Annotated in this window: 26 protein-coding genes; 19 read left to right on the plus strand and 7 right to left on the minus strand. The window is 32.1% G+C overall.

The features are described 5' to 3' along the window. The coding region (locus B3M86_RS08270; protein WP_291059565.1) for a hypothetical protein at positions 1-188 on the plus strand (188 nt) is incomplete at its 5' end. A gap of 4 nt (positions 189-192) precedes the next feature. Here B3M86_RS08270 and B3M86_RS08275 read toward each other — a convergent pair. Continuing rightward, entirely contained in the window at positions 193-1,038 is an 846-nt protein-coding gene (locus B3M86_RS08275) for a glycoside hydrolase family 25 protein (RefSeq protein ID WP_114999709.1), read from the minus strand. Between the two features lie 88 nt (positions 1,039-1,126). Between B3M86_RS08275 and menA the strand changes: the two genes are divergently transcribed. The 3 genes from menA (at position 1,127) to B3M86_RS08290 (ending at position 4,488) form a co-directional block, all read left to right on the plus strand. After that, positions 1,127-2,053, plus strand: a complete 927-nt coding sequence (gene menA / locus B3M86_RS08280; RefSeq protein WP_114999711.1) for a 1,4-dihydroxy-2-naphthoate octaprenyltransferase — start codon at positions 1,127-1,129, stop codon at positions 2,051-2,053. A gap of 17 nt (positions 2,054-2,070) precedes the next feature. Beyond that, positions 2,071-2,751, plus strand: coding sequence for a metal-dependent hydrolase (locus B3M86_RS08285; RefSeq protein WP_038332212.1), 681 nt, complete (start codon positions 2,071-2,073; stop codon positions 2,749-2,751). 105 nt (positions 2,752-2,856) lie between these two features. Continuing rightward, entirely contained in the window at positions 2,857-4,488 is a 1,632-nt protein-coding gene (locus B3M86_RS08290) for an ABC-F family ATP-binding cassette domain-containing protein (RefSeq protein WP_291047093.1), read from the plus strand. Between the two features lie 44 nt (positions 4,489-4,532). On the opposite strand, the gene B3M86_RS08295 is transcribed toward B3M86_RS08290, so the two are convergent. Then, positions 4,533-5,117, minus strand: coding sequence for a PhnA domain-containing protein (locus B3M86_RS08295; protein ID WP_291047092.1), 585 nt, complete (start codon positions 5,115-5,117; stop codon positions 4,533-4,535). Positions 5,118-5,227: 110 nt separating this feature from the next. Here B3M86_RS08295 and B3M86_RS08300 point away from each other — a divergent pair, with 110 nt between their 5' ends. Next, positions 5,228-6,079, plus strand: a complete 852-nt coding sequence (locus B3M86_RS08300; protein WP_125350186.1) for an ATP cone domain-containing protein — start codon at positions 5,228-5,230, stop codon at positions 6,077-6,079. A gap of 41 nt (positions 6,080-6,120) precedes the next feature. Here the strand turns inward: B3M86_RS08300 and B3M86_RS08305 are convergent, their stop codons facing one another. After that, positions 6,121-6,588 (minus strand): DUF4268 domain-containing protein, encoded by a 468-nt coding sequence (locus tag B3M86_RS08305; protein WP_125350185.1) that lies wholly within the window; start codon positions 6,586-6,588, stop codon positions 6,121-6,123. Between the two features lie 117 nt (positions 6,589-6,705). Here B3M86_RS08305 and B3M86_RS08310 point away from each other — a divergent pair, with 117 nt between their 5' ends. From B3M86_RS08310 to B3M86_RS08325, 4 genes are all read left to right on the plus strand, one after another. After that, the gene (locus tag B3M86_RS08310; protein WP_280037360.1) at positions 6,706-7,191 is read left to right on the plus strand and encodes a TlpA family protein disulfide reductase; all 486 of its coding nucleotides are present in this window, start codon (positions 6,706-6,708) and stop codon (positions 7,189-7,191) included. Positions 7,192-7,353: 162 nt separating this feature from the next. Further along, complete coding sequence (locus B3M86_RS08315; RefSeq protein WP_219035149.1) at positions 7,354-8,316, plus strand: zinc metalloprotease; 963 nt, start codon at positions 7,354-7,356, stop codon at positions 8,314-8,316. A 97-nt stretch (positions 8,317-8,413) separates the two neighbouring features. Further along, a complete protein-coding gene (locus B3M86_RS08320; protein WP_219035148.1) occupies positions 8,414-8,869 on the plus strand; it encodes a GreA/GreB family elongation factor in 456 nt (151 codons plus the stop codon). 1 nt (position 8,870) lies between these two features. Continuing rightward, complete coding sequence (locus B3M86_RS08325; RefSeq protein WP_219035147.1) at positions 8,871-9,770, plus strand: MBL fold metallo-hydrolase; 900 nt, start codon at positions 8,871-8,873, stop codon at positions 9,768-9,770. Positions 9,771-9,830: 60 nt separating this feature from the next. Here the strand turns inward: B3M86_RS08325 and B3M86_RS08330 are convergent, their stop codons facing one another. After that, on the minus strand, positions 9,831-10,772 hold the full coding sequence (locus B3M86_RS08330) for an NAD(P)H-dependent flavin oxidoreductase (RefSeq protein ID WP_219035146.1): 942 nt from the start codon (positions 10,770-10,772) through the stop codon (positions 9,831-9,833). Positions 10,773-10,942: 170 nt separating this feature from the next. Here B3M86_RS08330 and B3M86_RS08335 point away from each other — a divergent pair, with 170 nt between their 5' ends. From B3M86_RS08335 to B3M86_RS08345, 3 genes are all read left to right on the plus strand, one after another. Beyond that, entirely contained in the window at positions 10,943-11,164 is a 222-nt protein-coding gene (locus B3M86_RS08335; RefSeq protein ID WP_019976296.1) for a DUF2795 domain-containing protein, read from the plus strand. Between the two features lie 128 nt (positions 11,165-11,292). Further along, positions 11,293-14,415 (plus strand): preprotein translocase subunit SecA, encoded by a 3,123-nt coding sequence (secA, locus tag B3M86_RS08340; protein ID WP_125350181.1) that lies wholly within the window; start codon positions 11,293-11,295, stop codon positions 14,413-14,415. A gap of 114 nt (positions 14,416-14,529) precedes the next feature. Next, positions 14,530-15,030, plus strand: coding sequence for a YqiA/YcfP family alpha/beta fold hydrolase (locus B3M86_RS08345; RefSeq protein ID WP_280037347.1), 501 nt, complete (start codon positions 14,530-14,532; stop codon positions 15,028-15,030). 46 nt (positions 15,031-15,076) lie between these two features. Here the strand turns inward: B3M86_RS08345 and B3M86_RS08350 are convergent, their stop codons facing one another. Both B3M86_RS08350 and B3M86_RS08355 read right to left on the minus strand, forming a co-directional pair. Then, on the minus strand, positions 15,077-16,435 hold the full coding sequence (locus tag B3M86_RS08350) for an acyl-CoA dehydrogenase family protein (RefSeq protein WP_219035144.1): 1,359 nt from the start codon (positions 16,433-16,435) through the stop codon (positions 15,077-15,079). A gap of 66 nt (positions 16,436-16,501) precedes the next feature. Beyond that, on the minus strand, positions 16,502-17,458 hold the full coding sequence (locus tag B3M86_RS08355; RefSeq protein ID WP_219035143.1) for an NAD-dependent epimerase/dehydratase family protein: 957 nt from the start codon (positions 17,456-17,458) through the stop codon (positions 16,502-16,504). Positions 17,459-17,797: 339 nt separating this feature from the next. On the opposite strand from B3M86_RS08355, the gene B3M86_RS08360 reads away from it, so the two are divergent. The 7 genes from B3M86_RS08360 to B3M86_RS08390 all read left to right on the plus strand — a co-directional run bounded on the left by B3M86_RS08360 (position 17,798) and on the right by B3M86_RS08390 (position 24,861). Further along, positions 17,798-19,819, plus strand: a complete 2,022-nt coding sequence (locus B3M86_RS08360) for a M13 family metallopeptidase (protein ID WP_286496203.1) — start codon at positions 17,798-17,800, stop codon at positions 19,817-19,819. A gap of 1 nt (position 19,820) precedes the next feature. After that, positions 19,821-20,156, plus strand: a complete 336-nt coding sequence (locus B3M86_RS08365; protein ID WP_236688192.1) for a rhodanese-like domain-containing protein — start codon at positions 19,821-19,823, stop codon at positions 20,154-20,156. Positions 20,157-20,343: 187 nt separating this feature from the next. Beyond that, positions 20,344-20,910 carry an RNA polymerase sigma factor gene (locus B3M86_RS08370; RefSeq protein ID WP_038333651.1) on the plus strand — a complete coding sequence of 189 codons (567 nt, stop codon included), beginning with the start codon at positions 20,344-20,346 and terminating at the stop codon, positions 20,908-20,910. Position 20,911: 1 nt separating this feature from the next. Beyond that, on the plus strand, positions 20,912-21,118 hold the full coding sequence (locus tag B3M86_RS08375; protein ID WP_038333652.1) for a hypothetical protein: 207 nt from the start codon (positions 20,912-20,914) through the stop codon (positions 21,116-21,118). A gap of 15 nt (positions 21,119-21,133) precedes the next feature. Beyond that, positions 21,134-21,952, plus strand: coding sequence for a mechanosensitive ion channel family protein (locus B3M86_RS08380; RefSeq protein WP_280050084.1), 819 nt, complete (start codon positions 21,134-21,136; stop codon positions 21,950-21,952). A 312-nt stretch (positions 21,953-22,264) separates the two neighbouring features. Further along, positions 22,265-22,534 carry a 30S ribosomal protein S15 gene (gene rpsO / locus B3M86_RS08385; RefSeq protein ID WP_038333654.1) on the plus strand — a complete coding sequence of 90 codons (270 nt, stop codon included), beginning with the start codon at positions 22,265-22,267 and terminating at the stop codon, positions 22,532-22,534. Positions 22,535-22,674: 140 nt separating this feature from the next. Beyond that, positions 22,675-24,861, plus strand: a complete 2,187-nt coding sequence (locus tag B3M86_RS08390) for a polyribonucleotide nucleotidyltransferase (RefSeq protein WP_291075737.1) — start codon at positions 22,675-22,677, stop codon at positions 24,859-24,861. A 61-nt stretch (positions 24,862-24,922) separates the two neighbouring features. Here the strand turns inward: B3M86_RS08390 and B3M86_RS08395 are convergent. After that, positions 24,923-25,266 (minus strand): hypothetical protein (locus B3M86_RS08395; protein ID WP_291075739.1); only part of this gene is annotated, 344 nt, incomplete at its 5' end.

Raw genomic sequence — 25,266 nt, forward strand, 5'->3', positions numbered from 1 at the left:
TTATTAATCAAAATGCACAACAGGTAGAAATTAATAAAAATAAATCATACTCAGACAGTATAATGATACCTGATGAAGATTGCGAGTATTGTTATTTTTACCCTATAATTGAAGAAAATACTATTTTAATGATAAGAAAAGATACATTGATTTATGATGAAAAAGGAGCTGTAAAATTGATTCATTAATTTTCTAAAGCGTCAAACCTTCTAAATCATCAATGGTCCCGTTGTAGATATTCACATCAACTTTATAACGTTTTACACCATCTATGGTTGCTTTTTCGGTAAATTGCCAAAAATCCCAATGCCCTTTCATTTCTTGGACCCAAAAATTGTAATTGGCAATCCAAATAATATAACCATCAAAATGATCTTGTAAATAATCTTCAAAATATTTATCTGATGTATAAATAATCGGTTTGATATCGTAATGCTCTTCAACAATTTTGCACCAATTCTTGATTCCTTCGACTAAACGATCCATGGATTGTGTTTTCGGTAAGGTTTCAATATCCAAAACTGGAGGCAAATCACCATTTTCTAATTTTACTTTTGCAATAAAATTTTGTGCTTGTAAAGTAGAGTTTTCATCTGGACGATAAAAATGATAAGCACCACGCAAAATATTATTTTCTTTTGCACCTTCCCAATTATCCTCAAAAGTCTCATCAATAGACGAAGTTCCCATTGTAGAACGGATAAAAGCAAAATTTATCGGATATAAATTGTAAATCGTATGCATTTTCGTCCAATCAATTTTTCCTTGATAATGCGAAACATCAACACCAAAAGTTTTGAGATAATATTTATCCATCACCTCAATATTTCGGATATCAAATTTTGTGACTTTACCATCAACCAATTTTTCGCCTTTCAACGATTTTTCTACAACCGAAAAATAGTAATGAATACCATGACGATAACGATATGTAAAATAAACAACGCACAAAATCAGTAAACTAATCACATAAGTCGAAAGTTTGATTTTTTTTAATGTACTAAAAATAGATTGTTGTGTTTTCTTTTTACGAGGCATTTTAGTAGTTGAAATAGATAAATTCTATGCAATATTACTTCAATTTTAGATGATAAAAAAAGTAAAATCTTCATTATCTTTGTTCAGTATGAAAAAATGGATATTAGCCGCAAGGCTTCGCACATTACCACTTTCTTTGAGTGGATTATTATTGGCTGGATTTATTGCAAAATCAGAAGGAATTTTTCGAAATGATATATTTTTCTTATCTCTTTTAACAACTTTGGCTTTCCAAATTTTATCAAATTTCGCGAATGATTATGGCGATGCGGTAAAAGGAACGGACGCAAATAGAGTAGGAGAGCAGCGTGCTGTAGCATCTGGATTGATAACTCAAAACCAAATGAAAATAGCTATTGGAATTATGGTTGCAATTTCTTTAGCTTGCGTTTCAGCATTGTTGTATGTATCTTTTTATCCAAATGATATGAAATATATTTACATTTTTCTTGGACTGGGAGTTGCGTCTATTTTTGCAGCAATGGCTTATACAATGGGAAAAAAACCATACGGATATATTGGTTTAGGTGATGTTTTTGTGTTCTTATTCTTTGGGATTTTAGCTGTTGCTGGTGGAGAATTTTTATATTCTAAAGTTTTTCAATGGCAAATTTTATTACCTGCAGCTTCGATGGGATGTTGGAGTGTAGCAGTGCTAAATTTGAACAATATGCGAGATGTGAAAAATGATGTCAAAAACAATAAAATTACTGTTGCATCAAAATTAGGTTTTCAAAAAAGTAAATATTACCAAATGGCTTTAATGACGATTCCGTTCGCATTAAGCGCATTATATGTAACGATGTCACCACTTAAACAAGGTAAATTATCTGGTTTTGTATTTTTAATTTTAATCTTTTTTGCGAACGCCATTCGTCGTCAAATTTTTGCAGTAAAAGATCCTAAAGATTTCGATCCATTCTTGAAACAAGTAGCAATGTTAGCTTTATTTTTCGCTGTATTATTAGGATATAGTTTAATCGGTTTCGATTTTATTGATACTTTAATTCGTTAATCACAAAAAAATATATAATGAAAATTCAATATTTAGGACATGCCTCGCTTGCGATTGAAGCAAACGGTAAACACATTATTGTTGATCCATTTATTACACCAAATGAATTAGCAAAGAATATCGATTTCGAAAGTTTAAAAGCGGATTATATTGTTATTACGCATGCGCATCAAGATCATGTGTATGATGTGGAAGAATTGGCAAAACGTACAGGAGCTTTGATTATTTCGAATGCAGAAATTGCTTCTTATTATTCGGAAAGAGGTTTAAAAGCACACGGAATGAATACAGGTGGTAAATTTAGTTTTGATTTTGGTTCGATTCAATCTACAATTGCATTTCATTCGAGTTCATTTGCTGATGGAACATATGGAGGAGATCCAAATGGTTACATTATCGAAAGTGAAGGAAAGCGAGTTTACATCGCTGGTGATACAGCTTTGACATACGAAATGAAGTTGATTCCGGATACAATTGGACAACTTGATTTAGCAATTTTACCAATCGGAGATAATTTTACGATGGGGGCAAAAAGTGCTTCTATTGCGGCAGAATATGTGCAAGCAACTAAGGTTTTGGGTTATCATTATGATACTTTTCCACCAATTAAAATTGATAAAGCAGAAGCGAAATCTATTTTCTTTTCGCGTCATATTCAATTGATTTTATTAGAAATTGGCGAAGATTTAACGGTTTAAGAAATTCTTTACAATATATAAAAGCTCGAGATAATCTCAAGCTTTTTTATTGATTTGATCTCGGTTGAAAAAGATTATCTTTGCCGCAATTATTCGATAAAATTTATGATTACAGTTAATGATATTGCCGTTCAATTCGGTTCTTCAACGTTGTTTAGTGGAGTTAGTTTTGTGATAAATGAAAATGACAAAATTGCCTTAATGGGTAAAAATGGTGCAGGAAAATCTACTTTACTTAAGATTGTTGCAGGAATCAATAAACCTTCTTTGGGAAATATTTCAGCACCAAAAGATGCGGTAATTGCATATTTGCCGCAACATTTGTTAACCGAAGATAATTGTTCTGTTCGCGAAGAAACGTCAAAAGCTTTTGCTGAATATTTATCAATGAAGAATGAAATTGATGAATTAAATGAGCAATTAACTGTACGAACTGATTACGAAAGTGATGATTATATGAAGCTAATCGAACGCGTTTCGGAAGTCAGTGAAAAATTTTATTCGATAGAAGAAGTAAATTACGAAGCCGAAGTGGAAAAGGTTTTGAAAGGAATGGGATTTGCGCAAGAAGATTTGGATCGATCAACTTCTGAGTTTTCGGGAGGTTGGCGTATGCGAATCGAATTGGCTAAAATTCTTTTGCGTAAACCTGATTTGATTTTATTAGATGAGCCTACAAACCACTTGGATATCGAATCAATTCAATGGTTAGAGGATTTCTTGAAAAATCAAGCCAAAGCTGTTATGGTGATTTCGCACGACCGCACGTTTGTCGATAATATTACAAATCGCACTATTGAAGTTACAATGGGACGAATTTATGATTACAAAGCCAAATATTCTGACTATTTAGTGTTGCGTCAAGATCGTAGAATTCATCAGCAAAAAGCTTATGATGAGCAACAAAAATTCATAGCCGAAAATAAATTATTTATCGAACGTTTTCGCGGAACTTTCTCTAAAACAGAACAAGTACAATCACGCGTTCGTATGTTAGAAAAGTTAGATATTATCGAGGTTGATGAGGTTGATACTTCAGCTTTGAAATTGAAATTCCCTGCGGCTGCACGTTCTGGGCAATATCCTGTTGTAGTCGAAAATTTAGATAAATCGTATGGTGATCATATTGTGTTTAAGGATGCAAATATGGTCATCGAACGAGGACAAAAAGTGGCGTTGGTTGGGAAAAATGGTGAAGGAAAATCAACAATGATTAAAGCGATTATGAATGAAATTGATTTTGAAGGAAAATTAGAAATTGGTCATAATGCACAAATCGGATATTTTGCTCAAAATCAAGCTGCTTTATTAGATGAAGATTTAACTATTTTCGAAACTGTAGATCGCATTGCAGAAGGTGATATCAGAACACAAATTAAAAATATTTTGGGTGCATTCATGTTCAAAGGTGATGATATCGATAAGAAAGTAAAAGTGCTTTCTGGAGGAGAAAAAACACGTTTGGCAATGGTAAAATTGTTGTTAGAACCTTATAATGTCTTGATTTTAGATGAGCCAACAAATCACTTGGATATGAAAACAAAGGATATTATCAAAGATGCGTTGAAAGAATTTGAAGGAACAGTAATTTTAGTTTCTCACGATCGTGATTTCCTAGATGGATTGGCAGAGAAAGTTTTCGAATTTGGAAATAAACGTGTCAAAGAACATTTCGAAGATATCAAAGGTTTTCTTGCAACAAAGAAAATGGAAAACTTGAAAGAAATAGAAAAGTAAATTTTAGATAAAAACAAAAAATCCACTCAACTGAGTGGATTTTTTTATGCTTGTTTTTTCACGAATTTCGTTAAAATAACGATTAATTGTCCGTCAACTTTTCCTTCAATTTGTTCGGTATTATCATGAACTAAACGAATGTTTCGAACAGCAGTTCCAATTTTTGCATTGATAGAAGAACCTTTTACATCCAAATCTTTAATCAATGTCACCGTATCTCCATTCACCAAAATATTTCCATTGCTATCTTTGTGCAAATCCACACTTCCGTCACCTTCGTGATCGCCAGAAGCTTTTGCCCACTCCATATTTTCGTCATCTAAATACATCATGTCTAAAGCATCAGCAGCCCAAGATTCGTTTCTAAAGCGATTTAGCATTCGCCAAGAAAGCACTTGTACGGCAGGAACTTCGCTCCACATAGAAGAAAGTAAAAATGATTCCCAAAAAGAAGCATCTAATTCCTCTTTCTTTTCAATTTGGTTGATACATTTTTGTGTAATGTAAACATTTCGATCAGGATTACTACTTGCATCAGGATTCACTTCATAAATAGCTAAATCCTCTGTAAATCCTGTCAACTCACATTGGTTGCCACTTCTTTCTTGTAAAAATGTTTCTAATTTCATATGTTGATTTTAAAGCTTTGCAAAGATAACCTTTATTTAGAATTTAAACTTTTAAGGATTTTTAATCAGAATTATTTAAATTCGTTAAGAATAAAATTCAACCTTAAAATATGTTAGTAAAGAAAAACTCAGGTGAGTTAATTCCATATAATCCAAAAGCTTTAAAACGTTCATTAACGAAATCTGGCGCAAAAAAAGAGGAAGTTGAAGAAGTTTTCGAATTAGTTTCGAAAGATCTTTACGAGGGTATTCCGACAAGAGAATTGTATAAAATTGCTTTTGCCCATCTCAAAAATTATAGAAATTCGTATGCGGCGCGTTATAGCTTGAAAAGAGCTTTGCGAGATTTGGGACCAGAAGGATACTATTTCGAAAAGTGGATTGGAAAAGTGATGCAAGCGGCAGGATATCAATCTTTGCATTCAGAAATTGTACAAGGAAATGCGGTAACGCACGAAATAGATGTGGTGGCTTCTAAAGGTGATCAGTTACTTTTTTGCGAATGTAAATTTAGAAATGACGAAGATGCCAAAATTTCGGTGACAACACCGATGTATTTTTTATCACGAATGAAAGATGTAGAAGGTCATACGTATCATTTTTTTGGACGAGATATGAAACCAACAAAAGGTTTCTTGGTAACAAATGCTTATTTGACAACTGATAGTATAGATTTTGCAAATTATTATGGAATTGGATTAATTTCTTGGGATTATCCAGAAACAAATAGTATCAAATATTTGGTTGATAATGCGGCTTTGTATCCAATTACATGTTTAACGACTTTGACGCCAGAGCAAGAAAAAGTTCTTTTGTCAAAAGAATGTATTTTGGTGAAAGATTTAAAACAAAATAATAAGTTTTTAGATTCATTAAATTTGTCTCAAGAACAACGAAACGAAGTTTTGGAAGAAACGAATGAATTGTTAGAAATCGAGAATTTTACGTGCGAAATTGCTTAAAATGAAATAAAAAAGAAGCTCAATATTGAGCTTCTTTTGCTTTATAATTCTTTAAAAATCTCAAAACTATCTTTGTGATCGCACCAAAATTCATCCAAATTAATCATTCGATCTTTTAGGAACGGAATAATTTGCGGCCAATCGGTTTCTCTAAAAATACTAATGTTTTCTAAACGTATTTTTATTGTCGAAATCATTTTTCCGTCTTCGTCATAATCTTCTTTTGTCCAAATCCATTTTTCGCCAAGATAATTTTCCAAAACATTTTCATATTCCTCAAACTGTTCATAGATCATCAGTTGAACTGACGGATCTGGATGCGAAATTTCAATCGAAACCTCTGCAAACTTGCGTTCGACATCCGTTCTAAAATAAACACCTTTTATATCCGTTTTGTAATTTATCCAATTAATACGCGTTCCTTCGGCATTCATCTGCAATTTCATATACGTTCCATACGAAATCCAAAAATCCTTTTTTATGCGATAAGCATCTTCTTTTGAAAACAAATTGATTATTTTTTTACAAAAATCGGTTTAATATTCTATTCAACAAAATTTCGAGAAAAATAGCTTGGATTGATTCTTGTTCTATTACATTTGAACAAATATTTTTAAAAAGTAAATATGAAACTATTTTCTTTCCTTGGTTTAATGGGAATTTTGGCTTTTTCTACTGTAAATGCACAATCTGTGGAAACTGTAAAATATGAAGCTTTACACGAAAAAATCACAACTTATAAAGATCAAGTTGTTGTCGTTAATTTTTGGGCAACATGGTGTGCTCCTTGCGTTGAAGAAATTCCTGCATTTATGGAAATTAATGAAAAATACAAAGACAATCCCAATTTCAAAATGCTGTTGGTATCTTTGGATCGACCAAAAGTATTGGATAAAGTAAAGAAATTTATAACAGATTATCACATCAATACAGAAGTTGTTTTACTGGATGACACCAAGCGGATGAATGAATGGATTCCTTCTTTCGATTCCAAGTGGGGTGGAAATATTCCTGTTACAATTATTTACAATAAAGGAGAAAAAGTTGTTTTTCATGATCAAGCCATGACCAAATATGAACTGGAGGATGAAATCAATGAAATTCTTCCATAAAATCAGATGTGATATTTTTTCAATTTAACTTCCATTCTTGCAAACTATTATGTACCTGTAATTGTTTCTATTGTTAAAATATGATTTTATTCATGTTTTTAATAAATATTATTGTATTTTTAGTAGACACTAATTAAATAACACTAATTAAATAACAATAATATGAACAAACTTATCTTTACATTAGCTACACTTGCTGTATTCACAGCTTGTAGTGATGACACTAAAAACGAAATGGATCCTCAAGCAGAATCTGCTAATCAAAAAGTTGCAAGTCGAACGTGCGCTTCTGATGAAGTTTTAAAATTACAGCTATCAGAAAATCCTAATCTGGCCTCAAAAATGGCAGATATTGAAGCCCATGCCCAAAACTTTGAAAAAATGCAAGGAAAACTAGTCAATGGAACTATTGTTATCCCTGTTGTTGTAAATGTTTTGTATAAAACGGCCGCTGAAAATATTTCTTTAGCTCAGATTCAATCTCAAATTGATGTTTTAAATAAAGATTTCAATGCACAGAATGCTGATTTTTCACAGGTACCCGCTTTGTTTTCAAATGTAAAAGCAAATGTTGGGATTAAATTTGAATTAGAAACGGTGAACAGAAAACAAACAACAAAAACTTCTTGGGGAACAAATGATGCCATGAAGAAAAGTACAGGAATTCTGCCAACTTCCCCTACAACAAAACTTAATTTATGGGTTTGTACAATCGGAAGTGGTATTCTGGGTTATGCACAATTTCCCGGGGGTAGTTCTGCAACAGACGGAGTGGTAATTGATTCAAGATATTTTGGAAATACAGGAACAGCAACTTACCCGTTCAATTTAGGGAGAACAGCTACTCATGAAGTTGGGCACTGGATGAATTTACGTCACATTTGGGGAGATGGTGGTGGATGTCTAACAGATTATGTGAACGATACGCCTTATCATAATGCACCAAACTATGGTGTCCCTGCATACCCTCATTATAGTACATGTTCAGGATCTCCTGTCGAAATGACCATGAATTATATGGATTATAGTGACGATAGAGGATTATATATGTTCTCTGAAGGACAAAAAAGTAGAATGTTATCTATTTTCAGTCCGGGAGGTGCACGCTATAGCTTCGCTCAATAACATCAGGATAATTAAATATAGTAGTAAAAAACTCTTGAATGAATAGTTCAGGAGTTTTTTATTTTTTGTAAGTTTATCTAAACTTAAAACTACAAAAATGAATAAAAAACATATCAGAAAAGATGTCATTCAGCATCTTATTCAACTTAAACAAGATGAAATAAACGCCTTAAAAGAATCGGAGCGAATTTATACTGAAAGTGCTGATTTAGATGAAGAATCGAGTTTAGAGCTTGATGATTTTGCACAACAAAGTCAGTCGACAGATTCCGCCAGAAATTTACAAATAAGAATTAATCAAGCAACAGAAGATTTAAATAACTTCAGAGTACTTCGCCCTGAGTTGATTGATGAAATAACGGAAGGAAATGTTGTTTTGACTGACAAAGTTAATTTTGTCATTGGTTTATCTTTCAAAGATTTCGAATGGGAAAATAAAAAGTTTGTAGGAATTAGTACACAAGCACCTATTTTTGAAGCGTTGGTTGGAAAACGAGCCGGCGATAAAATAGAATTTAATGGAATAAAATATACCATAGAAGAAATATTATAGCATGCCAAAAATACATACAATAGACCTGAATTTTCAAAATGAAAAGGAAGCTATCGCAACTTATTTAATCGAAACAGAACAGGGACCGGTTTTAGTCGATCCGGGCCCATACTCCACTTTCGAAAATCTGAAAACAGGAATAGAAGCTTTAGGTTGGCGGGTAATCGATATTGAAAACATATTAATTACACATATTCATTTTGATCACGCTGGTGCTGCATGGAAATTTACAGAACATGGCGCAACAATTTTTTTAAATCCGATTGGTTTACCGCATCTGAAAAATCCTGAGAAATTGTGGGAATCTGCAAAAATGATTTATGGTGACGATATGGATCGTTTGTGGGGAGAAATGAAACCAATTGACGAAGAATATTTGGTTGGTTTGGCAGATGGACAAAGTGTGGAGTTTGGTGATGCTGTTTTTCAGACTGTTTATACGCCTGGACATGCTGTTCATCACAATGCTTATGTGTTGGACGATGTTATTTTTACAGGTGATGTAGCGGGGGTGAAGATAGAAAATGGACCTGTTTCGCCTCCTTGTCCGCCGCCAGATATTAATATTGAATTGTGGAAAGAATCGATTGCTAAATTGAGAAAAATTAATGCAAAAGGAATTTATCCGACGCATTATGGTTATCACGAAGATTTAGAAAATCATTTTGATCAATTAGAAAAAGCTTTAGATGATTGGTCAAATTATATCAAACCGATGTATGATGATAAAATTCCGACCGAAGAAATTGTCCCTGTTTTTGTCGATTATGTCACAAAAAACTATAAAGACTTAGGTTTAACAGAAGATCAAATTCAGGTGTATGAATATGCCAATCCATGCTGGATGTCTGTTAATGGACTAATGCGTTATTGGAAATTAAAAGAACAAGGAAGATTATAAAACGAAAAGCTGTCAAAAATTTTTGACAGCTTTTTTATAGTGTTTAAAACTGAACGATGATTATAATCGAATTAATTTATCTTTTGCAACTTGATAATCTACTAATAAATCGTCGAAAACTTCTGCAACTGTCGGAATAGAATCGATTAATGACGAAACTTGACCAATTTCTAATTCTCCATTTACCAAATCGCCTTCAAACATTCCTTTCTTAGAACGTCCTCTACCCAAAAGTTCTTTCAAATCTTCTGCGGTTGTGCCTTGTTGATATTTTTCTTGAACTTGATTATAAAACTCATTTTTAATCAATCGAACAGGAGCCAATTCTTTCAATGTAAGTTGCGTGTCACCTTCTTGCGCATTTACAATCACATCTTTGAAAGCTTGATTAGCAGAAGATTCCTGAGTTGCAGCAAAACGAGAACCAATTTGTACTCCATCTGCACCTAATGCAAATGCTGCTAAAATTTGAGAACCTGTTCCAATTCCTCCAGCAGCAATTAATGGAATATCGATTTGACGTTTCACATTCGGAATAAGACAAAGTGTAGTGGTTTCTTCTCTGCCATTATGTCCGCCAGCTTCAAAACCTTCTGCCACGACAGCATCCACTCCTGCATCTTGAGATTTTAATGCAAATTTGGCACTACTGACAACATGTGCAACAGTTATTCCTTCTTTTTTTAAAGTTTCTGTCCACGTTTTTGGATTTCCGGCAGAAGTAAAAACAACTTTTACACCTTCCTCCACAATAATTTGCATAATTTCTTCAATATTCGGATAAAGCATTGGAACATTAACGCCAAAAGAATGATTTGTAGCAGCTTTACACTTCTTTATATGCTCGCGTAAAACATCAGGATACATGCTTCCAGCACCTATTAAACCTAGTCCTCCAGCATTACTTACAGCTGACGCTAATCGCCAACCACTATTCCAAATCATACCACCTTGAATAATTGGATATTTTATTGCAAATAATTTTGTTATATTCGTGTCCATTTTCGTTATATTTAGGCATAAAATTAAATAAATATAGAGAACGAAAAAATTTAATTTTAACATAAATACTGACAGTTTGACTTTGGCAGATTATTTGATTTGCAAAAAATCAAATTTTAGAAAATAAATTAGAGTTTAATTGTCTCTACTAATAATAAAAAATATAAGCTATGTATTGGACTTTAGAATTAGCATCTTATTTAAGTGATGCACCTTGGCCAGCAACAAAAGATGAATTAATTGATTACGCAATTCGTACTGGTGCACCTTTGGAAGTTGTAGAAAACTTACAATCTATTGAGGATGAAGGAGATTCTTACGAAAGCATTGAAGAAATTTGGGCTGACTATCCAACGGACGACGATTTCCTTTGGAACGAGGACGAATATTAAAAATAAAAAAGCCCAAATTGGGGCTTTTTTCGATTCTATAATCTATAACTAACATAGTTAACGTATATTTGCATCTTAATTAGTCTCAAATATATTGTGGCTAATTTTGACGAAGAACGCAGAAAAATATGAATATTTTAAACAAAATTTTACAAGGTTTCTTAGGTGATAAGAATGCCAAAGATGTAAAAGAATTACGAAAATATGTTGACTTAGCGAATGAAGCTGGTCAAAAGCTTAGTTCATTATCAATTGATGAATTAAGAGGGCAAACTTTAGAGTTTAAAGCTAAATTAGCTGATGCGACTAAAGATTTCAAAACTCAAATTGAAGAGTTAAAAAAACAAGTTGAGGAAACAGAAGATTTTGGTGTAAAAGAAGATTTATACGCTAAAATTGATAAAATCAATAAAGAAGCATACGAAGTAGAAGAGAAGATTTTATTAGAAATCTTACCAGAAGCTTTTGCTGTAATGCGCGAAACAGGGAAACGTTTTACTGAAAACGAAACGTTAGAAGTTACAGCTTCTGAGTTTGATAAAGTTTTGGTAAATCGTGGACACGATTTCGTTTCTCTTAAAGATGATAATACTGCAATCTGGAAAAACTCTTGGGATGCAGCAGGTCGTCAAGTAACATGGGATATGTCTCATTACGATGTTCAGTTTATTGGAGGTACCGCTTTACACTTAGGTCGTATTGCGGAGATGCAAACAGGGGAAGGTAAAACGTTGGTTGCAACTTTACCTATTTACTTAAATGCACTAACTGGTCGTGGAGTTCACTTAGTAACGGTGAATGATTACTTGGCAAAACGTGATATGGCGTGGATGCGTCCAATTTTCTCTTTTCATGGTTTATCAGTAGATTGTATCGATAATCACCAACCAAACTCTCCAGGTCGTCGCGATGCGTATGCATCTGATATTGTTTATGGAACAAATAACGAATTTGGTTTCGACTATTTACGTGACAATATGGCAAATACACCAGATGCTTTGGTACAACGTGAATTAAATTTTGCGATTGTCGATGAGGTCGATTCAGTTTTAATTGATGATGCTCGTACACCATTGATTATTTCTGGTCCAGTTCCACAAGGAGATCGTCACGAATTTGATGTATTAAGACCAAAAATTGATCGTTTATATCAAATGCAACGTGAGATGTTAGGAAAAACATTAAACGAAGCAAAAACATTATTCAAACAAGGAGATTTAAAAGAAGGTGGTTTCAAATTATACCAAGTTTACCGTGGTTTACCAAAATACAAACCATTAATCAAATTCTTATCTCAAGATGGTATTCGTGCTCAATTACAAAAAACAGAAGCGCATTTTATTCAGGATAATAACCGTGAAATGCCAAAAGTTGACGAGCATTTATACTTTGTTATTGATGAAAAACAAAATCAATCAGATTTAACAGATAAAGGAATCGAGTATTTGTCTAAAGGAATGGAAGATGAGAATTTCTTCATTTTACCAGATGTTTCGACAAATATTGGAGCAATTGAAAATTCAGGAAAAACTAAAGAAGAAATTCTTCAAATGAAAGAAGAATTTTTCCGTGATTTCTCAATCAAATCTGAGCGTATCCATACTTTAAGCCAATTGTTAAAAGCATATACATTATTCGAAAAAGATATCGAGTATGTTGTGGTTGAAGGTGAAGTAAAAATCGTTGACGAATCGACAGGTCGTATTATGGATGGTCGTCGTTATTCGGATGGATTGCACCAAGCAATTGAAGCGAAAGAGAATGTAAAAATTGAAGCAGCTACACAAACGTTTGCGACAATTACATTACAAAACTATTTCCGTATGTACAATAAGTTAGGAGGTATGACTGGTACAGCGGAAACTGAGGCAGGTGAGTTCTGGGAAATTTACAAATTAGATGTTGTTTCTATTCCAACAAACCGCCCAATTTTACGTAACGATAAAAACGATATTGTTTTCAAAACAAATCGTGAAAAATATAAAGCAGTAATCGAGGAAATTGTTCGTTTATCTCAAGATGACAAACGTCCAGTTTTAGTTGGAACAACTAATGTTGAGATTTCTGAGTTATTATCAAAAGCATTAAAATTACGTGGAATTAATCACAATGTTTTAAATGCAAAATTACACAAAAGCGAGGCTGATATTGTAACAGAAGCTGGTAAACCAGGAGCTGTAACAATTGCAACGAATATGGCTGGTCGTGGTACCGATATTAAATTAACGAAAGAAGTAAAAGAATCTGGAGGTTTAGCAATTATTGGTACTGAACGTCACGATTCTCGTCGTGTAGACCGTCAGTTACGTGGTCGTGCTGGTCGTCAAGGAGATCCAGGATCATCTCAATTCTTCGTTTCATTAGAAGATTCATTAATGCGTTTATTCGGTTCAGAAAGAATTGCAAAATTAATGGACCGTATGGGACACAAAGATGGTGATGTGATTGAACATTCTATGATTACAAAATCTATCGAGCGTGCACAGAAAAAAGTAGAAGAAAATAACTTCGGTATTCGTAAACGTTTGTTAGAGTATGATGATGTAATGAATAAACAACGTGAAGTAATTTACAAACGTCGTCACAATGCATTGTTCGGAGATCGTTTGGAAGTTGATATTGCAAATATGATTTATGATGTTGCGGCTTCTGTTGTAAAATCTAACAAAGATTTCGAAGATTTTGATCAATATGAATTAGATTTAATTAAATTCTTTACAATGGGAACTCCTGTTACTGAAGATGAATTTAGATCTAAATCAATCAAAGATTTAACAAATATTACGTACGACGCAGCAATTGAAGATTACAAAGCACGTATGAAATATGTTGCAGAAACAGCTTTCCCAGTAATTTCGAATGTTTTCGAGAATCAAGGACATATGTTCTCTCGTATTCAAGTACCATTTACAGACGGAATTCGTCAAATGACAGTTGTTTGTGATTTGAAAGAAGCATACGAATCTCAAGGTAAAACTTTAATAAAAGATTTCGAAAAATCAGTTGTATTAAGTTTGATTGATGATAACTGGAAAGAGCATTTACGTGATGTTGATGACTTACGTAAAACGTCTCAAAATGCGGTTTACGAACAAAAAGATCCATTGGTTGTTTACAAACAAGAGTCTTTCCATATCTTCCAAAGAATGTTAGACACAGTGAACAAAGAAATTATTTCGTTCTTGTTCAAAGGAGAATTACCAAATACTCAAAAAGAAGAATCTGTAGAGGAAACTGAATCAGTAAACTAAAAAGATTTTTTTATATAACTTTAACCCTTTCTGAAATTTTCTGAAAGGGTTTTTTAGTATTTTTACATTAACTACTGAAAGTTTTCAGTATCAAATTATTAAAATTTTAAACAAATGAAATTTGCATACTTACACGGCTACCAAGGTTTTGTAACAGATGAAAAGAGAGAATATTTAGATTCTTTGGGAGAATGTTATGCACCATCAATTGATTACGATAATGCTCCAACTTTGATTCAAGATTTGATTGAACATTTTACAAAGGAACCAATCGAATTTATTGCAGGGACAAGTTTAGGCGGAATGATAAGTTATTATTTGGGATTATTGTTAAATGTTCCAGTTTTGATGTTTAATCCTGCTGTAATAGCGGTAGAACGTTTAAAACCTTTTTTGCCAGAACAATTATTAAAAGGAGTTCCAACAAAATCAAATTTAATTTTTACAGGATTAAAAGATGATGTGATCGAACCAAAATTTCAGATTGAATTTGTAGAAAATCTTCAAAAACAAAACGGAAATATCGAACAGATTTTTGATGCTGAAATGACACATTTAATCACATTAGAAGAATTCGAAAAAGCTTTTGAAACTTTTTTGGAGAACAAAAAGTAGATAAAAAATCCCAATAAATTAATTTATTGGGATTTTTAAATTTTATTTATACAAACGCGCTAAATCCTGTGATAGATCGACCTACAATAAGCGAATTGATTTCTTTTGTGCCTTCGTAGCTGTAAATGGCTTCGGAGTCGGCAACAAAACGAGCGACGTCATGCTCTAATAATATTCCATTTCCGCCCATTACTTCTCGTGCTCGTGAAACGACATCGCGTGTTCTCATTGTACAAAAAACTTTAGCTAAAGATGCGTGTTCGTCTAGTAAAATTCCCTCGTCTTGCATTTCAGATAAGCGAAAAACTAAAGTTTGCATTGCTGTTAAATTAGATAACATTTCTACCAAATGTCCTTGTATCATTTGAAAAGAAGCAATTGGTTTTCCAAATTGTTTTCGATTTCGAGTGTAATCCAAAGCGCTTTCATATGCTCCACGAGCGCATCCAGTTGCCATCCAAGCAACTCCAGCTCTCGTCATTCGCAATACTTTTGCCGTGTCTTTAAATGAATTAGCATTTTGTAAACGATTTTCTTCTGTAATTAAACAATCTTTCAGAGTAATCAAGCCATTCTGAACAATTCGTAAAGCCATTTTTCCTTTAATTTTTTCTACAGAAAAGCCAGGATTATTATTCTCGACAATAAAACCTTTTACTTCACCATCATCTAAATCCCTTGCCCAAATAATCACTAAATCTGCAAAAGTCGCATTTCCAATCCATTTCTTTTGACCGTTTAAAATCCAACCTTCTTCTGTTTTTTTACACGTTGTTGTTAAACCTCCTGCCGCACCAGAACCAACTTCGGGTTCAGTTAATCCAAAAGCTCCAACTTTATCAAATTTTTGCATTTGTGGTAACCATTTTGCTTTTTGTTCTTCCGATCCACACATATAAATTGATCCCATAGACAAACCAGATTGTACGCCAAAAAAAGTTGCAATCGAAGCATCTACACGAGCCATTTCCATAGCCAAAACGCCTTCCATAATAAAAGGTAAATTTGGACAACCATAACCATCATAAGTGACGCCACAAATGTTGAGTTCTTTAAATTTTGGAATTAATTCAAAAGGAAATTGATCGCGAAGCCAATAATCATTAACAATTGGTTTAACTTCTTTTTCCATAAAAGCTCTTACTTTTAATTGTAATTCACGCTGTTCTGGAGTTAAAGTGTGAAAAACATCGTAGAAATCACCATCAATTGGAGGAAGTTCTTTGTGTTTTTTATTTGGATTTAACATTTTCATCATTCCTTGAAGTTGTTTATCATCAAGTTTAGAAAAGTTTTCCATTAAAAGAGGTAAATCTACTTTTTGAGAAATTTTATTTAATTGCTCTAAATTAACAGATTTTAGTAGATGGACGATATTTTTTAAATTAGAAAATGCTCCTGACATATTTTGTGGTTTTTTAACCAAAAATTATCAAAGAGCATTCCTAAAATATTGTATTGTAAGAAAAAATTAAGCTTTACCTAATTTTATTTTCAAATTGTCTAACATTGTAGTTGTCATTTTATCGATATCAAATTTTGGTTCAAATCCCCAATCTGCTTTTGCAACAGAATCATCGATAGAAGACGGCCAAGAATCTGCAATAGCTTGACGGAAATCTGGTGCATAATCGATTGTGAAATTTGGAATATGTTTTTTGATTTCTGCTGCTAAATGTTCTGGTGCGAAGCTTAAACCTCCTAAATTATAAGATTTAAATTCACCTAATTGTTTTGGATCAGCAGACATTAATTCAATAATGGCATTTATTGCATCATCCATATACAACATTGGTAAATAAGTTCCTTCTTTCAAGAAAGAAGTATATTTTCCATCTTCAATTGCTTTGTAATAAATATCAACTGCATAATCTGTAGTTCCACCTCCAGCAGGAGTTTTCCAAGAAATAAGACCAGGAAAGCGAACAGAACGAACGTCTACATTATGATTTTGTTGGTACCATTTGCACCAATATTCTCCTGACAATTTGGAAATGCCATAAACTGTAGAAGGAGTTTGAATTGTATTTTGTGGTGTATTGTCTTTTGGTGTATCTGGACCAAAAACACCAATAGAAGAAGGCCAAAAGATTTTATCGATTACTTTATCTTTCGCTAATTCAAGGAAAGTAAGCAAAGTGTCCATGTTTAATTTCCAACCAAACATTGGATTTTTTTCAGCTGTACCAGAAAGTAGAGCCGCTAAATGATAAACAGTTTTAATATTGTGTTTTGCAATGACTTCTTTTATTCGATCAGCATCCATTACGTCAATTACTTCGTAAATTCCGTCGTAATCAACATCTTTAGGATCACGTATATCAGAAATAATTACATTATTTTTTCCATGAATGGTTTTTAATTTCTCAGCCAATTCAGAACCAATTTGTCCTAAAGCGCCGGTGATCAAAATCGTATTGGTTTCCATCTTAAAAAGTTACTTTTGTTTGGTTCCAAATTTAAAGATTTTCTATTGAATATGGATATAGTAAAATAATATTTAGATATTAATAAAGAAATCGATTGTTTTTTGTTAAATATATAAATATGGAATGATATATATAGAAAAATTTTCTGTTTTAATAAGCTTTTTACAATATAAAATATCTTAAATGATAAAGAGTTTTGGTTTGAAAGTTTTAAAAATGTTAATCTTCCTCTTCAAAAGTGTCAAAAATTGCACGAATAATTAATACTTTATTTAGTAAATTTGTAACAAAGGTCGTATTAATTTCGACATATCATATCAAAAATACTTAGTAGAAATATGAAAAAACAACTATTTGTTGCTGCATTTGCATGTACTTCTGTTTTAGCAATTGCGCAAGAATCATATCAGGCTTTTAATCCAAATTATATGGATAAGTCTGTTCGTCCACAAGATGATTTATATAATTATGTAAATGGTAATTGGATGAAAATTACAGAAATTCCATCTGATAGAGCAAGATGGGGAAGTTTCGATGAATTGAGAGAGAATACAGATAAGGTTTCTTTGAAATTGGTAAAAGATTTATTGAATAATAAATATGCTCAAGATTCTAATGAACAAAAAATTTCTGACTTATACTCAGCTTACACAAACATGGAAGCTAGAAATAAAACAGGAATTGCTCCAATTCAGAAATATTTTAAGCAAATTGATGCAATCAAAAATTTGACAGATTTACAAGCGTATTTAACAGAAGTTACTCCAATTGGAGAGAATCCATTTTATGGTGTTTCTGTTTATACTGATATGAAAAATAGTACGCAAAATGCTGTTTATTTAGGAAGTGTTGGATTAACTTTAGGTAAAACATATTACCAAAAAGAGGATGCCAAAAATACTGAAACTTTAGCTAACTTAAATCAATATATCGATCAAGTTTTTCCTTTTACAGGATCTAAAACTCGTGATTTAAAAGGACCAAAAATTGTTGCTTTCGAGAAAATGATGGCAAAATATATCAAAACTGTTGAAGAAAGCCGTGATCCAAATAAATCTTATAATTTAGTAACATTATCGGAAGCAGGAGCTTTTTCTAAGAATGTTGATGTAGTGAAGTTTGTAAAGTCTTTCGGAATTAATCCTGACAAAGTAATCATCCGTGAATTAGATTATTACAAAAATTTAGATAAAATCATAAATCAAGAGAATTTACCAATCATCAAAGATTATTTGAAATTCAAATTGATTGATTCTTTTTCTAATTCTTCTACAACTGAATTAGAAAAAATTAATTTTGACTTCTATGGTAAAAAATTATCTGGTCAAAAAGAACAAAGAGCTTTAGATAAAAGAGGTTTGGCTTATGTAAATGGAACAGTTGGTGAGTTATTAGGACAAATTTATGTGAAAGATAATTTTCCACCAGAGGCAAAAGCAAAAGCGCAAGAATTGATTAGTTATTTATTTAAATCGTTTGATATGCACATCAATAATTTAGAGTGGATGTCAAAGGATACAAAAGTAAAAGCAATTGAAAAGTTAAATAAATTTACGGTTAAAATTGGTTACCCTGATAAATGGAAAGATTATTCAGGATTTAAAGTTAAATCAATTAAAAATGGAGGATCTTTAATTGAAAATAATTTAGCTTACAGTCAATGGAGATTCCAAGATAATTTGAAAGATTTTGGAAAACCAGTAGATAAAACACGTTGGGGAATGTCTCCACAAACAGTTAATGCTTATTTTAATCCAACAAATAACGAAATTGTATTCCCAGCAGCAATTTTACAAGCACCATTCTATGATTATAGAGCAGATGCAGCTGTAAACTTTGGAGGAATTGGAGCAGTTATTGGTCACGAAATTTCTCATGGATTTGATGATTCGGGAGCTAAATTTGACGGAGATGGAAATTTAGTGAACTGGTGGACACCTCAAGATGAAGAAAAATTTAAAGCAGCAACAGGTGCTTTAGCAAGACAATATGATGCTTACGAACCAGTAGCAGGAACACATGTAAATGGAATTTTTACATCTGGAGAAAATATTGGAGATTTAGGAGGAGCTTCTGTTGCTTTTGATGCTTTGCAAATGTATTTAAAAGATAAAGGAACTTACGGAAACATAGATGGATATACTCCGCAACAACGTTTCTTCTTATCTTGGGCAACTATTTGGAGAACAAAAGCGACTGACGAAGCTTTAGTAAATCAAGTGAAAACAGATCCACATTCTCCTGGATATTACCGTTCTTTTGGACCAATCGTTAATATTGATGCGTTCCACGATGCGTTTAAAACAAAACCAGGAGATAAATTGTACAAAGCACCAAAAGACCGTATTAGAATTTGGTAAGATGCTTGGCAAAATTATTGATTGGATAAAAAATAGAAATAGAATTATTAAAATGACAACAGTTGAAGCAATAAACAATGCTAATGTAACATTAGTGGATGTTCGTGAGCCTTTTGAATTGGATACAGATGGATTTGTTCCAAATGCAATCAATATTCCATTAGGAGAAGTTCCTACAAGAGTAGAGGAATTTAAAGCAATGTCAAGACCTATAGTAGTTTTTTGTAGAAGCGGTAACCGTTCAGGTCAAGCTGCACAATATTTGCAAGCGCAAGGTGTAGACGAAATTTTTAATGGAGGAGGTTTTCAAGATGTCTTAGATGTTTTGGAGAAATAATTCGTAATTAATTATTATTCATAAAAAACCGATAAATTTTTATTTGTCGGTTTTTTTTTGTATATTATTGTATTTTAAATAGATATTCGATTAAATTAAAATTATTTAATTTTTTTTGATAAAAAAAGCTAAAAAAATGAGTGACCAAATAAGAATAGGTGTGTCATATTAAATGTAAGCAGTTAAAATGTCAAAAGATTCTATAGAAAATATTGCAGATGACATTTTGGTGTATAAGATTGTCGAAACAAAAAATCAGCATTTGTTCGGTATATTGTATGATAGGTATGCACATACGGTATATAATAAATGTTTGAGTTTTGTAGAGGATCAAGCTGAGGCACAAGATATGACGCACGATATATTTGTAAAGTTGTTTGTAAAACTGAAAACATATCAATCAAAATCTAAATTCTCTACTTGGTTATATTCTTTTACATATAATTTTTGTGTCAATCATGTGCAACGAAAGATAAAAGAAGAAAGAAAAAATTATTCGGTAACGGATGATTTGGTTGATAACTATAATGATGAAATTATTGATGACAAAGAAATTTTTGAATTAAAAATCGAAAAACTAACGCAGTCCCTAAAGGAGTTGGATGTCGAAGAGAAATCTATATTACTCATGAAATATCAAGATGAATTTTCAATCAAAGAAATTTCAGAAACTTTAGAGATTGGTGAAAGTGCAACTAAGATGAGATTGAATAGAGCAAAAAATCGTTTACTAAAAATTTATAACGCTTTGTAAAATGGAAAATCCTTTTAAGACTATACTAGCCAATGAAAAGCTTCCAGAAACAATAAAACAAAAAGTTATGGATGATGTTGCTTTAATAAAATTATCGTTGGAGGTAGCCGATTTGGTTTCAGTAAAATATCCAAGCACAATTGGAAATTTCTTCGGAATCGGAAAAAAATCAACTAACAAACCGAACAAAAAAGATAAAGAAGGTTAACTATAAATAGATTATATGAATATAGGTTTAAATTTTAGCTTGTTAGAAAGTTTATATCAAGAAATGGTACTCGTTTTTCCTAAAGTTGTAGGAGGTATTATATTCATTATCCTGTCATATATCTTGCTAAGATTGATTCTAATATTGACTAAGTACATATTAAAATTATCTAAGATAGATAAATTAAAAAATGCTTTAAACAACAGTGAAGCGTTGAAAAACTCCTCTATTGAAATAGATCCTTCTAAGATTATTTTACAATTTGTACGATTGTTTATTATTTTGTTAATCATTATTATAGGATCTGATATTTTTGGATTAACAGTCGTTTCTAACCAAATAGGAAGAATTGTAGATTATCTGCCACAATTTTTTAGTGCAGTGTTAATATTTGCTGGAGGATTTTATTTGGCTAACTATATCAAAACTTTTTTAAGAAGTTTAATTAAATCAATTGATTTAAACGGAGCAAATATTATTAGTAATATCATTTTTTATATCATCCTTATTTTTACGATAATTACTTCATTAAATCAAGCAGGTGTTAATACAGAGCTAATTACAAATAATCTGTCATTAATTTTAGGATCAATATTTTTGACATTGGCAATTGCATTTGGATTAGGTTCTAAAGATATTATTTATAGATTATTATTGTCGTTTTACACAAATAGGAATTTTGAAATTGGACAAAAAGTAATCATAGAAGATGAGACAAAAGGCGTGATAATTGCAATTAATAATATATGTATGACAATACAAACAGAAAATGAAAAAATTGTGTATCCGATAAAAGTTATCACGAATAAAAAAATACGAATTATAGAAGATTAATCTTACCTACCCAAACCTATTTTTAATAATTATTAACCAACCTATTAATTACTTATTAAAAAACTAAGCCGACTTTTAACCTACCAACCAAAAATCGTGAAAGCAAGTCTTTTACAACTAACAAACCTATCTGATTTAGTAGAAAATTAAAACATCACTTTCTATTATCTATCTAAATCAAACTAAACCAAATTTTTAAAAAGTGACCGAATTAACCAATCGGTCACTTTTATTTTTGTACAAAGTTTATTATTTCATATAATAGTTGTACATTTGCACCTCATTACATAATAATTATTAAATAATATTGGCATGTACTTAACATCAGAAGTAAAAAGCGAATTATTCGCAAAGCATGGTAAATCTGCAACAGATACAGGATCTGCAGAAGGGCAAATCGCATTATTCACTTACAGAATTAACCACTTAACTGGTCACTTGAAAAAAAATCACAAAGATTTTAATACAGAAAGATCATTAGTTATGTTAGTTGGTAAGCGTAAAGCGTTATTAAACTACTTAAAGAAAAAAGATATCACAAGATACCGTGCGATTATCGCTGAATTAGGATTACGTAAGTAATTTTAAACACAATATAAAAGGGCAATTACGTAGAAATTGCCTTTTTTTTTGTTATAAATTAAAATAAGATATTTATCTTTATATAATGCAGTTAAAGCAAACGGCTTTAACTTTAGACGAATTAAATACTAAGAAGACGAATGATTCCACAGGCGATCACAGAAAAAATTACTCTTTCAGACGGAAGAGAAATTACAATCGAAACAGGGAAATTAGCAAAACAAGCTGACGGATCTGTGGTTGTACGCATGGGCGACACCATGTTATTAGCTACAGTTGTAGCAAACAAAGAAGCAAATCCAGGTGTAGATTTTTTACCTTTAACAGTAGATTATAGAGAGAAATTTTACGCTGCAGGACGCATCCCAGGAAATTTCTTCAGAAGAGAAGCAAAACCATCAGATGATGAAGTATTAACAATGCGTCTTGTAGACCGTGTTTTACGCCCAATGTTTCCAGAAGACTTCCATGCTGAGGTTCAGGTAATGATCTCACTTATTTCTTACGACAAAAATGTAATGCCAGAAGCTTTAGCTGGTTTAGCTGCATCAGCAGCCATTGCAATTACAAATATTCCTTTCACATTAATTTCAGAAGCTCGCGTGATTCGTTTGAATGGTGAGTTAATGATTAATCCTTCAAAAGAACAATTAGATCAAGCTGATATCGACATTATGGTTGGTGCTTCTAAAGATTCTGTTGTAATGGTAGAAGGGGAGATGAGCGAAATTTCTGAGCGTGAAATGTTAGATGCAATTCAGTTTGCACATGCTGAAATTAAGAAGCAAATTGAAGCGCAAGAACGTTTAGCTGAAAAAGTTGGAAAATCTTTCCCAAAACGTGAGTACAATCACGAGACACACGACGAAGAAATTCGCGAAAAAGTGTGGGCTTATGCATACGATAAATACTACGATATTGCAAAAACTCCTTCTGACAAACACGAAAGAGGTGAGAAATTTGCAGCAGTAGAAGAAGAATTCTTAGCACAATACGCTGAAGATGAAGAGGAATTAGCTCGTATAGCACCTTTTGCACATATCTATTTCCACGATGTACAAAAAGAAGCTGTACGTCAATTAATTTTAAATGAAGGAATTCGTTTAGATGGTCGTGATCCAAAAACGATTCGTCCAATTTGGACAGAAGTTGATTATTTACCATCAACTCACGGCTCTGCAATTTTCACACGTGGAGAAACTCAAGCATTAGCTACAGTAACTTTAGGTTCTTCTAAAGACGCTAATATGGTTGATGGTGTTGTAACAAACTTCGACGAAAAATTCTTTTTACACTATAACTTCCCACCATTCTCTACAGGAGAAGCTCGTCCTTTAAGAGGAACTTCTCGTCGTGAAATTGGTCACGGAAACTTAGCTCAAAGAGCTTTAGCACAAGTTTTACCAGACGATTGTCCTTACACAGTTCGTATTGTATCTGAAGTTTTAGAATCTAACGGTTCTTCTTCTATGGCAACGGTTTGTGCAGGTACATTAGCATTAATGGATTCAGGTTTACCAATCAAAAAACCAGTTTCAGGTATTGCAATGGGATTAATCACAGATACTAAATCTGGAAAATTCACTGTATTATCTGATATCTTAGGAGACGAAGATCACTTAGGAGATATGGACTTTAAAGTAACAGGAACTGCAGACGGTATCACAGCTTGTCAAATGGATATTAAAGTACAAGGTTTATCTATGGAAATCATGGAAACAGCTTTGTTACAAGCAAAAGAAGGTCGTGAGCACATTTTGGGTAAATTGTTAGAAACTTTACCAGCACCTCGTCCACAATTGAAACCAAATGCACCAAAAGTTGTTGTAATCGAAATTCCTAAAGAATTCATTGGAGCAGTAATCGGACCTGGAGGAAAAGTAATTCAAGAACTGCAAAAAGAAACTGAAACAGTTATCGCAATTACTGAGTTAGATACAACAGGACGTGTAGAAATCAATGGTGTGATTCAAGAAAACATCGATCGTGTTGTAGAAAGAATCAAACAAATTGCTTTCGTTCCAGAAGTTGGAGAAACATATCATTCAGTTGTAAAATCTATCAAACCATTTGGAGCGTTTGTAGAGATTGCTAAAGGTGTTGAAGGTTTAGTTCATATTTCTGAATTAGAGCACAGACGTCTTGAAAAAGTTGAGGATTCTGTAAACATCGGTGATAAAATTGATGTTAAATTCTTAGGTTACGATGATAAAAAGAAAATGAAATTATCTCGTAAAGCTTTATTGTCAAAACCAGAAAGAACAGAAAAACCTGCTAAACCAGCAGATAAAAAAGAGGATAAACCTCAAGACAATAAAGAAGCTTAATTAAGTTTTGATATAAAGTAAAAAGTCCGAGATTTTCTCGGATTTTTTTGTTACATAAATTCTAAATCTGTTTTTTAAGATGTTTGATTTTATCATTTTTGTATAAAATGCTATTTAGTTCATTAATAAAATTGATTAATTCATTATAATCTTTTTTATTTGATAAATAATTATTTTCTTCAAAGGCAGAAGTTAGAACAAAATGTCTATTCATAGTTTTATCACTAATAATAATATTTTTTCTTAGATTAGGTAGTGTAACAATTATTTCATGACCTGTTTGATAAATAGAGTTTAATCTAAAAATATTTTTATCTCTAATTAAGGAAATTATCTTTTCTTTTTCTTTTTGATCAAGAACGTTTTTTATTACAATAGTATCTTTGTAAGCTTCCCCAAAATTAG

Origin of the sequence: Empedobacter sp. UBA6305, from assembly GCF_002440405.1 — a bacterium.
GTDB classification, from domain to species: Bacteria; Bacteroidota; Bacteroidia; order Flavobacteriales; family Weeksellaceae; genus Empedobacter; species Empedobacter falsenii_B.

Coding starts and splice junctions, on each gene's coding strand:
- B3M86_RS08380 (WP_280050084.1), top strand. CDS start 21,134: ATGAATATAGGTTTAAATTTTAGCTTGTTAGAAAGTTTATATCAAGAA.
- B3M86_RS08295 (WP_291047092.1), bottom strand. CDS start 5,117: ATGAAATTAGAAACATTTTTACAAGAAAGAAGTGGCAACCAATGTGAG.
- B3M86_RS08315 (WP_219035149.1), top strand. CDS start 7,354: ATGAACAAACTTATCTTTACATTAGCTACACTTGCTGTATTCACAGCT.
- menA (WP_114999711.1), top strand. CDS start 1,127: ATGAAAAAATGGATATTAGCCGCAAGGCTTCGCACATTACCACTTTCT.
- rpsO (WP_038333654.1), top strand. CDS start 22,265: ATGTACTTAACATCAGAAGTAAAAAGCGAATTATTCGCAAAGCATGGT.
- B3M86_RS08345 (WP_280037347.1), top strand. CDS start 14,530: ATGAAATTTGCATACTTACACGGCTACCAAGGTTTTGTAACAGATGAA.
- B3M86_RS08355 (WP_219035143.1), bottom strand. CDS start 17,458: ATGGAAACCAATACGATTTTGATCACCGGCGCTTTAGGACAAATTGGT.
- secA (WP_125350181.1), top strand. CDS start 11,293: ATGAATATTTTAAACAAAATTTTACAAGGTTTCTTAGGTGATAAGAAT.
- B3M86_RS08390 (WP_291075737.1), top strand. CDS start 22,675: ATGATTCCACAGGCGATCACAGAAAAAATTACTCTTTCAGACGGAAGA.
- B3M86_RS08360 (WP_286496203.1), top strand. CDS start 17,798: ATGAAAAAACAACTATTTGTTGCTGCATTTGCATGTACTTCTGTTTTA.
- B3M86_RS08330 (WP_219035146.1), bottom strand. CDS start 10,772: ATGGACACGAATATAACAAAATTATTTGCAATAAAATATCCAATTATT.
- B3M86_RS08335 (WP_019976296.1), top strand. CDS start 10,943: ATGTATTGGACTTTAGAATTAGCATCTTATTTAAGTGATGCACCTTGG.
- B3M86_RS08370 (WP_038333651.1), top strand. CDS start 20,344: ATGTCAAAAGATTCTATAGAAAATATTGCAGATGACATTTTGGTGTAT.
- B3M86_RS08310 (WP_280037360.1), top strand. CDS start 6,706: ATGAAACTATTTTCTTTCCTTGGTTTAATGGGAATTTTGGCTTTTTCT.
- B3M86_RS08300 (WP_125350186.1), top strand. CDS start 5,228: ATGTTAGTAAAGAAAAACTCAGGTGAGTTAATTCCATATAATCCAAAA.
- B3M86_RS08350 (WP_219035144.1), bottom strand. CDS start 16,435: ATGTCAGGAGCATTTTCTAATTTAAAAAATATCGTCCATCTACTAAAA.
- B3M86_RS08285 (WP_038332212.1), top strand. CDS start 2,071: ATGAAAATTCAATATTTAGGACATGCCTCGCTTGCGATTGAAGCAAAC.
- B3M86_RS08320 (WP_219035148.1), top strand. CDS start 8,414: ATGAATAAAAAACATATCAGAAAAGATGTCATTCAGCATCTTATTCAA.
- B3M86_RS08325 (WP_219035147.1), top strand. CDS start 8,871: ATGCCAAAAATACATACAATAGACCTGAATTTTCAAAATGAAAAGGAA.
- B3M86_RS08275 (WP_114999709.1), bottom strand. CDS start 1,038: ATGCCTCGTAAAAAGAAAACACAACAATCTATTTTTAGTACATTAAAA.
- B3M86_RS08290 (WP_291047093.1), top strand. CDS start 2,857: ATGATTACAGTTAATGATATTGCCGTTCAATTCGGTTCTTCAACGTTG.
- B3M86_RS08365 (WP_236688192.1), top strand. CDS start 19,821: ATGCTTGGCAAAATTATTGATTGGATAAAAAATAGAAATAGAATTATT.
- B3M86_RS08375 (WP_038333652.1), top strand. CDS start 20,912: ATGGAAAATCCTTTTAAGACTATACTAGCCAATGAAAAGCTTCCAGAA.